The organism is Streptomyces sp. NPDC001027 (genome assembly GCF_040299045.1).
Classification (GTDB): Bacteria; Actinomycetota; Actinomycetes; order Streptomycetales; family Streptomycetaceae; genus Streptomyces.
The window spans coordinates 1-14,044 of the sequence record NZ_JBEPBI010000056.1 but is presented as its reverse complement, the minus strand read 5'-3'; the positions used below and the strand labels follow the sequence as shown (position 1 = coordinate 14,044).

At 72.1% G+C, this 14,044-nt stretch carries 13 protein-coding genes; 12 read left to right on the top strand and 1 reads right to left on the bottom strand.

The window, feature by feature from the left end; genetic code table 11:
• The first annotated feature begins 109 nt into the window (after positions 1–109).
• The 4 genes from ABT300_RS17875 to ABT300_RS17860 are packed head-to-tail and all read left to right on the top strand — an operon-like array spanning position 110 to position 3,731.
• A complete protein-coding gene (locus ABT300_RS17875) occupies positions 110–1,081 on the top strand; it encodes an ABC transporter ATP-binding protein (protein WP_351676363.1) in 972 nt (323 codons plus the stop codon).
• Positions 1,078–1,812: an ABC transporter permease gene (locus ABT300_RS17870; protein WP_351676361.1), complete on the top strand. Its 735-nt coding sequence runs from the start codon at positions 1,078–1,080 to the stop codon at positions 1,810–1,812. The genes ABT300_RS17875 and ABT300_RS17870 overlap by 4 nt, the downstream gene beginning before the upstream one ends.
• A 25-nt stretch (positions 1,813–1,837) precedes the next feature.
• Positions 1,838–3,097: a sensor histidine kinase gene (locus ABT300_RS17865; RefSeq protein WP_351676359.1), complete on the top strand. Its 1,260-nt coding sequence runs from the start codon at positions 1,838–1,840 to the stop codon at positions 3,095–3,097.
• Positions 3,087–3,731 (top strand): response regulator, encoded by a 645-nt coding sequence (locus ABT300_RS17860; protein WP_351676357.1) that lies wholly within the window; start codon positions 3,087–3,089, stop codon positions 3,729–3,731. Before ABT300_RS17865 ends, ABT300_RS17860 begins: the two co-directional genes overlap by 11 nt.
• A gap of 173 nt (positions 3,732–3,904) precedes the next feature.
• Here the strand turns inward: ABT300_RS17860 and glgX are convergent, their stop codons facing one another.
• Positions 3,905–6,139 (bottom strand): glycogen debranching protein GlgX, encoded by a 2,235-nt coding sequence (gene glgX, locus ABT300_RS17855; RefSeq protein ID WP_351676355.1) that lies wholly within the window; start codon positions 6,137–6,139, stop codon positions 3,905–3,907.
• A 155-nt stretch (positions 6,140–6,294) separates the two neighbouring features.
• On the opposite strand from glgX, the gene ABT300_RS17850 reads away from it, so the two are divergent.
• The 8 genes from ABT300_RS17850 to ABT300_RS17815 all read left to right on the top strand — a co-directional run bounded on the left by ABT300_RS17850 (position 6,295) and on the right by ABT300_RS17815 (position 13,942).
• Complete coding sequence (locus ABT300_RS17850; protein WP_351676354.1) at positions 6,295–7,542, top strand: L,D-transpeptidase; 1,248 nt, start codon at positions 6,295–6,297, stop codon at positions 7,540–7,542.
• Between the two features lie 167 nt (positions 7,543–7,709).
• Positions 7,710–8,963: a L,D-transpeptidase gene (locus ABT300_RS17845; protein ID WP_351676353.1), complete on the top strand. Its 1,254-nt coding sequence runs from the start codon at positions 7,710–7,712 to the stop codon at positions 8,961–8,963.
• 88 nt (positions 8,964–9,051) lie between these two features.
• Positions 9,052–9,819 (top strand): enoyl-CoA hydratase/isomerase family protein, encoded by a 768-nt coding sequence (locus tag ABT300_RS17840; protein WP_351676352.1) that lies wholly within the window; start codon positions 9,052–9,054, stop codon positions 9,817–9,819.
• A 289-nt stretch (positions 9,820–10,108) separates the two neighbouring features.
• Positions 10,109–10,612 (top strand): ATP-binding protein, encoded by a 504-nt coding sequence (locus ABT300_RS17835; RefSeq protein WP_351676351.1) that lies wholly within the window; start codon positions 10,109–10,111, stop codon positions 10,610–10,612.
• Positions 10,613–10,727: 115 nt separating this feature from the next.
• Positions 10,728–11,546, top strand: a complete 819-nt coding sequence (locus ABT300_RS17830; RefSeq protein ID WP_351676350.1) for a polysaccharide deacetylase family protein — start codon at positions 10,728–10,730, stop codon at positions 11,544–11,546.
• Positions 11,546–12,736, top strand: a complete 1,191-nt coding sequence (locus ABT300_RS17825) for a YncE family protein (protein WP_351676349.1) — start codon at positions 11,546–11,548, stop codon at positions 12,734–12,736. Before ABT300_RS17830 ends, ABT300_RS17825 begins: the two co-directional genes overlap by 1 nt.
• Positions 12,737–12,843: 107 nt before the next feature.
• Entirely contained in the window at positions 12,844–13,056 is a 213-nt protein-coding gene (locus ABT300_RS17820) for an EF-hand domain-containing protein (protein ID WP_351676395.1), read from the top strand.
• A 223-nt stretch (positions 13,057–13,279) separates the two neighbouring features.
• Positions 13,280–13,942: an NADPH-dependent F420 reductase gene (locus tag ABT300_RS17815; protein WP_351676392.1), complete on the top strand. Its 663-nt coding sequence runs from the start codon at positions 13,280–13,282 to the stop codon at positions 13,940–13,942.
• Positions 13,943–14,044: the final 102 nt, after the last annotated feature.

The following is a 14,044-nucleotide window of genomic DNA, read 5'->3' as shown; positions in this document are numbered from 1 at the left end:
ACGACCTGCGTGTTCGGGAAGTCGTACGGCCGGGTCGCCCGATCGGACGATGTCCGTTCGGGCGGGTCGGCCGATGTGCGGGCCGTGCCCCGCCCGGGACGCTGGCGTCATGCCTGTCATCGAAGTCACCGACCTGCGCAAGACCTATGACGGCCGTGCGGTCGTCGACGGCGTGTCCTTCGCCGTGGAGGAGGGGGAGATCTTCGGCGTCCTCGGTCCGAACGGCGCCGGCAAGACCACCACCGTGGAGTGCGTCGAGGGTCTGCGGGCGCCCGACGGCGGCCGGGTCCGGGTAGCGGGGCTCGATCCCGTCGCCGACCACGACAAGGTCGCCCGCGTCCTCGGCGCCCAGCTCCAGCAGAGCGAGCTGCAGCCGAAGCTCACCGTCCGCGAGGCGTTGGAGCTGTACGCCTCCTTCCATCGGCGGCCGCTCGACTGGGGGCCGCTCGCCGAGCGTCTCGGCCTGACCTCGAAGCTGGGCACCCGGTTCGCGAAGCTGTCCGGCGGTCAGAAGCAGCGCCTGTTCATCGCGCTCGCCCTGATCGGCGACCCGCGGATCGTCGTCCTGGACGAGCTGACCACGGGCCTCGACCCGAGGGCCCGCCGGGACACCTGGCAGATCGTCGAGGACGTGCGCGCGAACGGCGTCACCGTGCTGCTGGTGACGCATTTCATGGAGGAGGCCCAGCGGTTGTGCGACCGGATCGCGGTGATCGACCAGGGCCGGGTGGCCGCTCTGGACACCCCGGCGAACCTGGTCCGGCGCTCGGCGGGGGCCACCGTCATCAGCTTCACCCCGTCCGCCCCGCTGGACGACCGTGACCTGAACGCACTGCCCGAGCTCGTCTCCGTCGAGCACCGCGACGGCCGGGTCACGCTGTCCGGCACGGACGAGACCGTCAACGCCGTCGTCACCCTCCTCGCCCGCCACCGGGTCACCGCCCACCAGCTGCGCGTCCTGGACGCCACCCTCGACGACGCGTTCCTCGACCTGACGAAGAACGCCCCGCACGACGCCGACGCCGCCCACGACGCCCCGCACGACGTCACGCGCGTCGGCACGAAGGAGACCGCGACATGAGCACCGCCGTACTGCGCACCGAGGCCCGCCTCTTCCGCCGCGAACCGGGCGCCCTCTTCTGGATCCTGCTCTTCCCGGCCCTCCTCCTGGTGATCCTCGGCTCCGTCCCGTCGTTCCGGCAGCCGAGCGACGACCTCGGCGGTCTGCGCACGGTCGACGTCTACGTCCCGGTGGCCGTGCTGCTCGGGCTGATCGTCGGCGGTCTGCAGTCGATGCCGCAGACCCTCACCGGATACCGGGAGCGCGGCATCCTGCGCCGGATGTCCGCGACGCCGGTCCGCCCGGCCGTCCTGCTGTCCGCGCAGATGCTGGTCTACGGCGCGGCGTCCCTGGCGTCGGCGCTGCTGGTCCTCGCGGTCGGGCGGCTCGGCTTCGCCGTGCGCCTGCCCGAGCAGCCCTTCGGCTACGTCCTCGCCCTGCTGCTGGCGGTCCTGGCGGCCCTGGCCCTCGGATCGGTGGTGTCCGCCCTGTCCCCCACGACGAAGATCGCCGGCGCGATCGGCTCCGCCGTGTTCTTCCCGTCGATGTTCTGCGCGGGGGTGTGGGCGCCGGTGCAGAGCATGCCGGACGTCGTCGCCCGCATCGTGGGCTGCACTCCCTTCGGGGCGGCCGCGCAGGCCCTGAACCAGGCGGCGGCCGGTCACTGGCCGGGCTGGGACCACCTGGGCGTGCTGGCGACGTGGATCCTGCTGCTGACGGGCGCCGCGGCGCGCTGGTTCCGTTGGGAGTAGGCGGGGGGCCGTGCAGACTGTGGACATGACCGCGGCGGACAGCCGGATCGACCGGCGCTGGGAGCAACTGCACACCTGGGGGCCCTACGGACTGCTCGGCATCAGCGCCGTCCTCGCGATCGCCTCCGCCGACCCGCACGTCGCGCCGGCCACCTGGTACACCGCCTGGTCGCTGATCGGCGCCGCGGTCGTGCTCCAGCTGTGCCGGCACAGCACGCGCCGCCCCGGCCGGATGCGCGCCCCCTCGCCGGGCGGCGCCGCCTACTACGTCGTCCGCTGGGGCCTCGCCTTCGCCCTCACCTGGCTCAACCCGTTCTTCGCGTTCTACGCCGCCGCCGGCTACATGGACGCCGACGAGACCCTCCCGAGCCGGTGGCAGCGGTTCGGACTGTTCATGAGCGCCGTCACCGTGGCCGGCGCGCAGGCCGGCGGGATGCCCTTCGACGGCCTGATGCAGTGGATCGTCTTCGCCGGCCTCCTGGTGGCCAACTCCGGCCTGCAGATGGTCGTCGCGCATCTCACCGAGCAGGAGACCCGGCGCGCCCACGAGCGCACCGCGACCATCGCCGAACTCGAACGCACCAACGCCGCCCTGCAGCGGGCCCTCGACGAGAACGCCGCGCTGCACGCCCAACTCCTCGTCCAGGCACGGGAGGCAGGGGTGGCCGACGAGCGCCGGCGCCTCGCCGCCGAGATCCACGACACCCTCGCCCAGGGCCTGACCGGGATCATCGCCCAGCTCCAGGTGGTGACGAACAGCCCCGACCCCGGCGTCGCCCGCGTCCATCTCCAGCGCGCCTTCGACCTGGCCCGGCACAGCCTCGGCGAGGCCCGCCGCTCCGTGCACAATCTGGCCCCGGTGGCGCTGGCGGACGCCGGGCTGCCCGAGGCCCTCGAGAAGACGGTCGCCGAATGGGGCGAACGGACGGGCGTGCGCGCGGAGTTCACGCTCACCGGCGCCGCGGAGCAGCTCCACGAGGAGGTCGCGGCCACCTTGCTGCGCATCGCGCAGGAGGCCCTGTCGAACGCCGCCCGCCACGCCCGGGCCTCGCGCCTCGGCGTCACCCTGTCGTTCCTGGGCGACGAGGTGATCCTCGACATCCGCGACGACGGCCTCGGCTTCGACCCGCTCGCCCTCCCGGCCCGCTCCCCGGCCGGCGGGTTCGGCCTCGACGGCATGCGGGCCCGCGCCGAACGCATCGCGGGCTCCTTCGTCGTGGAGTCCGAGCCGGGGCACGGAAGCGCACTGTCGGCTCGCGTACCGTTGGTCCGCCATGACAGATGACCTGTGCGTCTCCCTGCTGATCGTCGACGACCATCCCGTCGTGCGGGACGGCCTGCGCGGCATGTTCGAGTCGGCCCCCGGCTTCACGGTCCTCGGCGAGGCGTCGAACGGCGTCGAGGCCGTCGCGAAGGCGGGAGAACTCGATCCGGACGTGATCCTGATGGACCTGCGGATGCCCGGAGGCGGGGGAGTGGACGCCATCCGGGAGCTGGCCCGCGACGGCGCCCGCGCCAGGGTCCTCGTCCTCACGACGTACGACACCGACACCGACACGCTCCCCGCGATCGAGGCCGGCGCGACGGGCTACCTCCTCAAGGACGCCCCTCGCGACGAGCTGTTCACGGCGGTCCGCGCGGCGGCGCAGGGCCGTACGGTCCTGTCGCCCGCGGTGGCCACCCGGCTGGTGTCCGCGGTCCGCGCCCCCCGCAGCCCCGGCGAGGAGCCGCTCTCCGCGCGCGAGCGCGAGGTGCTGGCCCTGGTCGCCCGGGGCGCCTCCAACCGCGAGATCGCCCGCGACCTGTTCATCAGCGAGGCCACCGTCAAGACGCATCTCACCCACCTGTACGCCAAGCTCGGCGTCAACGACCGCGCGGCCGCGGTGGCGAGGGCGTACGACCGGGGCATCCTCGGCTGACGGCTGACGGCTGACGGCTGACGGCTGACGGCTGACGGCTGACGGCTGACGGCTGACGGCTGACGGCTGACGGCTGACGGCTGACCGCCGCCCGCCGTCCGCCGCTCGTCGACCCCTGACCGCGCTCGCTGTCCGTCCGCCGCCCGTGTCGCGGCCGCGTGCCTGCGCCCGGCTCACTCCGCCACCCGCAGCAGCAGCACCGCCCGTCCCGGCACCGTCACCGTGGCGCCCGCCGGGAGGGCGACCCCGGGCGCCTCGTCCTGCTCCTCGCGGGAGGTGTCGACGACCACCTCGTACCGCTGCGCCCACGGCGGGCCCGGGAGAACGAAGTCCACCGGACGGTCCCCCGCGTGCAGGACGGCGAGGAAGCTGTCGTCGGCGATCGGGGCGCCCCGTTCGTCGCGGCCGGGGATGTCCCGCCCCGAGAGGTACATCGCCAGCGTGGCCGCGGGCGCGAACCAGTCCCCCTCCGTCATCTCCGTGCCCCGCTCCGTGAACCAGGCCAGGTCCCGCAGCCCGTCCGCCGAGTGCGCCCGCCCGGAGAAGAAGGCGCGGCGGCGGAGCACCGGGTGGCGGTGCCGCAGCGCGATCAGCCGGGCGGTGAGGTCGAACAGGGCCCGCCAGCCCGGCTCCTCCAGCAGCTCCCAGTCCACCCAGCTGATCTCGTTGTCCTGGCAGTAGGCGTTGTTGTTGCCCTGCTGGGTGCGCCCGAACTCGTCCCCCGCGACCAGCATCGGCACGCCCGTCGACAGCAGCAGCGTCGTCAGCAGGTTGCGCAGCTGCCGTCGCCGCAGCGCCCGGATCTCCTCGTCGGCCGTCGCGCCCTCGGCGCCGCCGTTCCAGGAGCGGTTGTCGTTCGTGCCGTCCCGGTTGCCCTCGCCGTTGGCCTCGTTGTGCTTGCGCTCGTACGACACCAGGTCGCGCAGGGTGAAGCCGTCGTGCGCGGTGACGAAGTTGACCGACGCGTACGGCCGTCGTCCGCCCCACGCGTACAGGTCGCTCGAGCCCGACAGCCGGTAGCCCATCTCCCGCACGTCCGGCAGGGCGTGCCGCCAGAAGTCCCGCACGGCGTCGCGGTAGCGGTCGTTCCACTCCGTCCACAGCGGCGGGAAGGCGCCCACCTGGTAGCCGCCCGAGCCCACGTCCCAGGGTTCGGCGATGAGCTTCACCCGGCGCAGCACCGGGTCCTGCGCGATCACCGCGAGGAACGGGGAGAGCATGTCGACGTCGTGCATGGACCGGGCGAGCGCCGCCGCCAGGTCGAAGCGGAATCCGTCGACCCCCATCTCCGTCACCCAGTAGCGCAGCGAGTCGGTGATCAGACGCAGCACATGCGGCTGGACCACGTGCAGGGTGTTCCCGCAGCCCGTGTAGTCGGCGTAGCGGCGGGCGTCGGACTGCAGTCGGTAGTAGCCGCGGTTGTCGACGCCCTTCAGCGAGAGGGTGGGGCCCAGTTCGCCGGCCTCCGCCGTGTGGTTGTAGACGACGTCGAGGATCACCTCGATCCCGGCCGCGTGCAGGGCGCGCACCATCCGCTTGAACTCGCCGACCTGCTGCCCGGTCGTCCCCGAGGCGGCGTACGCGGCGTGCGGGGCGAAGTAGCCGATCGAGTTGTAGCCCCAGTAGTTCTTCAGGCCGCGACGCAGCAGATGGTCCTCGTGCGCGAACTGGTGGACCGGCAGCAGCTCCACCGCCGTGACGCCGAGCCGCACCAGATGCTCCACCGCCGCCGGGTGCGCCAGACCGGCGTAGGTGCCGCGCAGTTCCTCCGGGACGCCGGGATGCCGTCGGGTGAAGCCGCGCACATGCAGCTCGTAGATCACCGAGTCCGCCCACGGCGTCTTCGGGCGGCGGTCGTCGGCCCAGTCGTCGTCGTCGTGCACCACGACGCCCTTGGGCACGTGCGGCGCGGAGTCGCGTTCGTCGCGCACGGTGTCGGCGACCTGCTGCTGGGGCCAGTCGCGGACGTGCCCGTACACCTCCGGCGGCAGCAGGAACTCGCCGTCCACCGCGCGGGCGTACGGGTCGAGGAGCAGCTTCGCCGGGTTCCAGCGGCCGCCGGTCCACGGGTCCCAGCGGCCGTGCACCCGGTAGCCGTAGCGCTGGCCGGGCATGATGCCGGGCACGAAGCCGTGCCAGATCTCGTGCGTGAGCTCGGTGAGCCGGGCCCGCGTCTCGCGGCCCGTCTCGTCGAACAGGCACAGCTCGACCGCCTCGGCGCCGCCCGCCCACAGCGCGAAGTTGGTGCCGGCCACCCCGTCCGGGCCGACCCGGAACCGGGCGCCCAGCGGTGTGGACGCGCCCGGCCACACGGGTGGGCCCGGCACCCTGCGCGAGACGCCGTATCCGACGGCCTCCGGCGCGGCGCGCTCGGCCGCCACCGCCTCCTGCTCGGCTGCGCTGGACACCGTCTAGCCCTCCCGCGGCTCGTGGGACGTCGGGGGGAGAGGAGCGCGCGGCGTCCCGTCCGCGGCTCCCCGTCCGGCCGTCCTCCCCCCATGTCTGCCCAGAGCGGCCCTCGCACTCACGTTTCCCCGGAGCGTGCCCGGTCGTTGGGCACCCCGTGAGGCATGGAGAAGGGCGCGCACGGCGCGCGGGGGTCGCACTGGCCGCCGTACTGACATGGGCAGGACTGCTGGCCGGGGCCGCCGGCTGTACCGGCGGAGGTGACGGCCGCAGCGGACTCGACCGGATGCTGGGCAAGCCACGTGCGCCCGAGGACGTCATCCGCGTCAGCCCGCAGGACGGCGCCAGGGGCGTGCGGCCCGGGACGGACCTGTCGGTGCGGGTGCCGGACGGACGGCTGGAGTCGGTGAAGGTCGTCAGGTCGCAGGACGCGCGGGAGAGCGAGGTGAAGGGGCGGATCGCGGCGGACGGTCTGAGCTGGCGGCCGGCCGAGGACCGGCTCGGGCTCGCCGCCCGCTACACGGTCGACGCGGTGGCGCTGGACGGCGAGGGCAACCGTTCGGCGCGCCACACCACGTTCACCACCTTCGTCCCCGAGAAGCGCTTCATCGGCTACCTCACGCCCGAGAACCGGGCCACCGTGGGCACCGGGATGATCGTCTCGCTGGAGTTCAACCGTGAGATCGCCGACCGCGCGGCCGTCGAACGCGCCGTCCACGTCACGGCCGAACCCGCCGCCGAGGTCCGCGCGCACTGGTTCGGCGGCACCCGGCTCGACTTCCGCCCCGAGGAGTACTGGCGGCCGGGCACCGAGGTGACGGTCGACCTCGCGCTCAGGGACGTCGAGGGGGCGCCGGGCGTCTACGGCCTGCAGGACAAGACGTTCTCCTTCACCGTCGGCCGCAGCCAGGTCTCCCTGGTGGACGCCGCGAAGCACACCATGCAGGTGCGGCGGGACGGCGAGCTGCTGGCCACCGTGCCGATCACCGCCGGGTCGCCGCAGAACACCACCTACAACGGCAAGATGGTGGTGAGCGAGATGCTGGAGCTGACCCGGATGAACGGCGCCACGGTCGGCTTCAAGAAGGCCGACGGCAAGGGCGAGTACGACATCCCGGACGTTCCGCACGCCATGCGGCTGACCGGTTCCGGCACCTTCCTGCACGGCAACTACTGGGCGGACGACGTCTTCGGCAGGGCCAACGTCAGCCACGGCTGCGTGGGTCTGCGGGACGTGAAGGGCGGCGGCTCGGACACGCCCGCGGGCTGGTTCTTCGACCGCTCGCTCGTCGGCGACGTCGTCGAGGTGGTCCACAGCAAGGACAAGCAGGTCGCCCCGGACAACGGCCTCGGCGGCTGGAACATGACCTGGAAGGAGTGGACCGCGGGCAGTGCCCTGAAATGACCCTCCTTCCCGGTGCAACCATCCCCGCCGCTCCGCGGTCCCAGTTGGGACGGAACGGTGACCTTGGCCTGACACGAAGCTCAAATTCGTACGGTTAATATGCGCCAGAGATCGCGCGGGAGCGCTGGGGTGGGGGCCTGACCAGGGCCTTGCGAGGGGAGAACGACTTGAACGTGCGACCGATATCGGGGGCGTCGGTTGACGGGCGCTCACGGGGCCGCAACAGACGGCTGGCGCTGATCGTGGGCGGGATGATGCTCGCCGTCACGGCGTGCGGCGGTGGCGGCGACGGCTCGGGCTCCGGGTCCGACGCCAAGCCGAAGGGCGACAAGGGGGCCACGGCCGCCGCGGAGAGCAAGCAGTCGGAGGCGGTCGTCACCATCGCCCCGAAGACCGGCGCGAAGGACGTGGACACCAGCGGCGCCCTCAAGGTCACCGCGGCCAAGGGCAAGCTGACCGAGGTCACCGTCAAGGACGCCAAGGGCAGGAAGATCGACGGCGCGATCTCGTCCGACGGCGCCGGCTGGACGCCCGCCACGCACCTGGCCGCGTCCACCGCGTACCAGGTGCACGCGGTCGCCAAGGACTCCGCCGGCCGCACGGCCGCCGAGGACTCCGCCTTCACCACGCTGAGCCCGCAGAACACCTTCATCGGCAACTTCACCCCCGAGGACGGCTCCACGGTCGGCGTCGGCATGCCGTTCTCGGTGCGGTTCACCCGGGGCATCACCAAGCCGGCGGACGTCGAGAAGGCCATCAAGGTCACGACCGTGCCGGCGGTCGAGGTCGAGGGCCACTGGTTCGGCAACGACCGCCTGGACTTCCGCCCGGAGAAGTACTGGAAGGCCGGCACCAAGGTGACGGTCGAGCTGAACCTCGACGGCGTCGAGGGCCGCAAGGGCGTCTACGGCAAGCAGTCCAAGAAGCTGTCCTTCACCATCGGCCGCGACCAGGTGACCGTCGTGGACGCCAAGAAGCACACGATGCAGGTCATGCGGGAGGGCAAGGTCGTCAAGACCATCCCGGTCACCACCGGCAAGCCCGGCTACGCCACCTGGAACGGCCAGATGGTCATCAGCGAGAAGTTCACCGTGACCCGCATGAACGGCGACACGGTCGGCTACGACGGCGAGTACGACATCAAGGACGTCCCGCACGCCATGCGGCTGACCAACTCCGGCACCTTCGTGCACGGCAACTACTGGGGCGGCGACGCCTTCGGCAACTACAACGCCAGCCACGGCTGCATCGGCCTGCGGGACGTGCGCGGCGGCTACGACGGCTCCGTGCCGGCCGCGTGGTTCTTCAACCAGTCCATGGTCGGCGACGTGGTCGTCGTGAAGAACTCCACCGACCCGGTGGTCGACCCCTCCAACGGCCTCAACGGCTGGAACATCTCCTGGGCGGACTGGAAGAAGTAGGGTTCGCCCTCCTGCTCTCCCGGGCGGGCCCGGTGCTGTGACACACGGCACCGGGCCCGCCGTCGTTAGTGGTGGTTAACCTGCTGCCATGACCGTGAATCTCGAAGTCGCCGAAGGCGTCGGCACGATCCGCCTCGACCGCCCGCCCATGAACGCGCTGGACGTCGCCACGCAGGACCGTCTCAAGGAGCTCGCCGAGGAGGCGACCCGGCGCGACGACGTCCGCGCGGTCGTCCTGTACGGCGGCGAGAAGGTGTTCGCGGCGGGCGCGGACATCAAGGAGATGCAGGACATGGACCACACGGCGATGGTGCTGCGCTCCCGCGCCCTGCAGGAGTCCTTCACGGCGGTGGCCCGCATTCCCAAGCCCGTCGTGGCGGCCGTGACCGGATACGCGCTCGGCGGCGGCTGCGAGCTCGCGCTCTGCGCGGACTTCCGCATCGCCGGGGACAACGCCAAGCTGGGCCAGCCGGAGATCCTGCTCGGGCTGATCCCCGGAGCCGGCGGCACCCAGCGCCTCTCCCGGCTGATCGGCCCCTCCAGGGCGAAGGACCTGATCTTCACGGGCCGGATGGTCAAGGCCGACGAGGCGCTGACCCTCGGCCTGGTGGACCGGGTGGTGCCGGCCGCCGACGTGTACACCGAGGCGCACGCCTGGGCGGCGAAGCTGGCCCAGGGGCCGGCGCTGGCGCTGCGCGCCGCGAAGGAAGCGGTCGACACCGGTCTGGAGACGGACATCGAGACGGGTCTGGCGGTGGAACGCACCTGGTTCGCGGGTCTGTTCGCCACCGCCGACCGTGAGACCGGCATGCGCAGCTTCGTGGAGGAAGGGCCCGGCAAGGCCAAATTCCTGTGACTGACGTCTCGTTCGTGGACGTCGTCAGCGCTTGCTCTTGACGGGACTTCTCACCCGCGTCCCCCGATGGGGCGGTTTAGGGGAACCTTAAGGCGACCTTAAGCCTGTCTTGTCGGGGGTGTCCGCCGCTTGCCGCGGGGCGGGTCTTCGCACCAGGTCAGGGTCGGTTTGTCGGCATCTGTACTGCCCTTGGCATATGCCGATCGAGTCAATCGGAATGAGGGATTCCGGGGGGCGTATTCCACAGGAACGGCCCCGGAGGGCGCTCGGTGCGGCCATGATGGGGGGCATGGCGGGGCTGGAGGGCATCGAACAGCCGCGGGGACACAGCCGTGCGGCCGCGGCGCGCTGGTCGCCTGCGGTCGAGGACGAACGGGCGCTCAAGGCGCTGGAGTTGTTCGGCAATCCGACGGAGGGCGAGGTGCCGTTGCCGTCCCGCCCCGAGTCCGCCGCCGCGGCCCGCCGACTGGCCCAGGTCGTGGTCCTGCGTCAGTGGGGGCTCGGCCCCAGGATGGCCGAGGACGCGGTGCTGCTCGTCTCCGAACTCGTCGGCAACGCCGTGCGGCACACCGGCGCCCGCGTCTTCGGCCTGCGGATGCGGCGCCGGCGCGGCTGGATCCGCGTCGAGGTCCGCGACCCTTCCCGCGGGCTGCCCTGTCTGATGCCGGTTCAGGAGACAGACGTCAGCGGGCGGGGCCTCTTCCTCGTCGACAAGCTGTCCGACCGCTGGGGGGTCGACCTGCTGCCCCGCGGGAAGACGACCTGGTTCGAGATGCGGGTCGCCGACCGCTGACCGGTCCGTCAGGTCTCCCGCGCCCGGTACCCGGCGCCCGACCCCCGTCGGTGGACGCGGCCGACGGACGTGGCCGAGACGTCAATGGTCGGAATTGCGACATATCACCCCTTAAATGGTGTGGGTGACCCCATCCGACCGCCGTTCCGCGCTGCGGGCGGGCGCCGGGCTCGTCGCCGGGGGTGCGTTCGCGGCCGGGTGCTCGCCCGCCGTGTCCTCCTCCGGCGCCGCCCGACAGCCCGCCGCCGTCTCCCGGTCGCCCGTTTCCGGGCCCTCCGTCTCCAGGTCCCCCGCCCGCACCCCGGCCGCCCCCGCCCCGCGCGCCTTCCCCGGTCAGCCCGCCCAGATCGCGCACGGTCCCCGGGGCCGGCCCCGGGTCGCCCTCACCTTCCACGGGCAGGGCGACCCCGCCATCGCCCGCGCCGTGCTCGGCGAAGCGGAACGGCACGGCTCCCGGGTCACCGTCCTCGCCGTCGGGACCTGGCTCGACGAACATCCCGATCTCGCCCGCCGCATCCTCGACGGCGGCCATGACCTCGGCAACCACACCCAGCGGCATCTGGACGTCAACGCGATGTCCGAGGCCGAGGCGACGGCCGAGATCGCCGGGTGCGCGCAGCGGCTGCGCCGGCTCACCGGATCCGTCGGCGCCTGGTTCCGGCCCTCCCGAGCGGCCCGCGCCTCCCCGCTCGTCGCGGCGCTGGCCCGGCGGGCCGGCTACCCCCACGTCCTCTCCTACGACGTCGACTCCCTCGACTTCACCTCGCCCGGCGCCTCCGCCGTCGCCCGCAACGTCCTCGACACGATCCGCAACGGGTCCGTCGTGAGCCTGCACTTCGGGTACGCCGACACGGTCGCCGCACTCCCCGCCCTGCTGGACGAACTCGACCGCCGCGGACTGCGCGCGGTCACTGCCACGGAGCTGATCGGCTGATGCACCGCAATCTCGTCACCAGCGCCCTGCTGACCGGCGCCGCCCTCGCCGTCCTCGCCGCCTGCGGAACCGATGACCGCGGCGGCGGGCACGGGACGGGCCGGACCACCGAGGCGGCCGTGCCCGCGCCGGCGAAGAAGGTCGCCGGACCGGTCGTCGACGGCCTGCCGGGCATGCCGCCCGTGCTCGACCCCAAGGACGTCTACGCAGCAGACCGCCCGAACCGGCTCTCCCCGGTGGTGAAGAACTTCCCGTCCCGGGTCTACGTCCCCAACACCGAGTCCGACACCGTCTCCGTCATCGACCCGAAGACGTACCGGGTGATCGAGACGCTCCACGTCGGGCGCCAGCCCCAGCACGTCGTCCCCTCCTGGGACCTCAAGACCCTGTGGGTCAACAACAACCGCGGCCACACCCTCACCCCGATCGACCCCGCGACCGGCAGGGCGGGCAAGCCGGTCGAGGTGCACGATCCCTACAACCTCTACTTCACGCCCGACGGCAAGTACGCCGTCGTCATGGCCTCCCTCGACCGTGAGCTCGTCTTCCGGGACCCGCACACGATGAAGCGGATCAAGACCGAACCGGTCTCCTGCTACGGCGTCAACCACGCCGACTTCTCGCTGGACGGGAGGTACTTCATCGTGTCCTGCGAGTTCAGCGGCGAACTGCTGAAGGTCGACACCGCGCGGATGAAGGTCGTCGGCCAGCAGAAGCTGCCCCTCACGGGCGCCATGCCGCAGGACGTGAAGGTCTCCCCGGACGGCAAGCTGTTCTACGTCGCCGACATGATCGCCCACGGGATGTGGATCGTCGACGGCGACACCTTCGGCAAGCCGCGGTTCCTGCACACCGGAAAGGGCTGCCACGGGCTGTACGTCAGCCGCGACTCCCGGGAGATGTACGTCACCAACCGCGGCGAGGGCACCGTCTCCGTCTTCGACTTCACCAAGGGCGAGCTCACGAAGAAGTGGCGCCTGCCGGACGGCGGCAGCCCCGACATGGGCGGCGTCTCGGCGGACGGCAAGGTCCTGTGGCTGTCCGGACGGTACAACTCCGAGGTGTACGCGATCGACACCGCCGACGGTCACCAGCTCGCCCGCATCAAGGTCGGCAGCGGCCCGCACGGCCTGGCCGTCTATCCGCAGCCCGGCCGGTACTCGCTCGGCCACACGGGCGTCTTCCGCTAGCGGGAGGTCCTGCGTCCGTCGGCCGGCGGGGCCGTTAATCTGGCCTGCGTCAGTTGGACAGCAGAACAGCACATGTGCCGCAGGGCATGAAGAAGAGGGGCGGACCGGTGGCCGACATCGAAGAAGCGCGCAACCATTTCCAGCGGATCGACACGGACGGCGACGGCTTCATCACCGCGGTCGAGTTCAAGACCGCCCTGGCCCAGGAGGGCGACTGGAACGTCACCGAGTCGGTCGCCGAGGCCATCATCAAGTCCCGCGACCTGAACGGCGACAAGGTCCTGTCGTTCGACGAGTTCTGGGCCCACCTGAACAAGTGACGTGAACCGGCAGGGGGGCGCCGCGACGAGGCGCCCCCTTCGTCGTGCCCGTGCCTCTCGCAGCCTCGCAGCCTCGCAGCCTCGCGGTCTCGTGGCCGCGGAGCGTCGTGGGGGGCCGGAATAGATCCCCGCCGGGACAGGTTGACGTCGCCCAGAAGTATGCATGTGCATTGATTATTCGGCGCTCATCGACCAGCACGGTTCCTGGAAGGCAAGGCCTGTCATGAAGATCGGCATCATCGGCGCGGGCAACATCGGCGGCAACCTCACCCGCCGCCTCACCGCCCTCGGCCACGACGTCTCCGTCGCGAACTCCCGCGGCCCGCACACGCTCACGGAGCTCGCCGAGGAGACGGGGGCCGTCCCCGTCGCCGTCGAGGAGGCGGCACGCGGCGCCGAGATCGTGGTGGTCACCGTCCCGCTGAAGGCCGTTGCGAGCCTGCCGTCCGGCATCCTGGACGGCGCGGCCGACGGCCTGGTCGTCGTCGACACCAACAACTACTACCCGCGCGAGCGGGACGGGCGGATCGCGGCCATCGAGGACGAGGGGCTCACCGAGAGCGGCTGGGTCGAGCGGCAGCTCGGGCGCCCGGTCGTCAAGGCCTTCAACGGCACCTACGCCCAGGACCTCCTGGACCGTCCGCTGGCCGCCGGCCACCCCGACCGCATGGCGCTCCCGGTCGCCGGCGACGACGAGGCGGCCAAGGCGAAGGTCCGCGCCCTGATCGACGAGCTCGGCTTCGACACCGTCGACGCGGGCGGCATCGCCGACTCCTGGCGCCAGCAGCCCGACACCCCGGTCTACGGTCTGCAGGCCGGCGTCGACGCCGTCGCCAGGGCCCTGGCCGACGCGAGCCCGGAACGCCCGGCGGCCTTCCGCGGCTGAGGCGTGTTTCGAAAGTCCCGTCTGCCGGGCTGCCTCCAGCCCGGCGAGGGCGCGTCGTCCAGCCGCTGCCGGAACACCTGTGGCCCGCCACGGCGCTGCCCG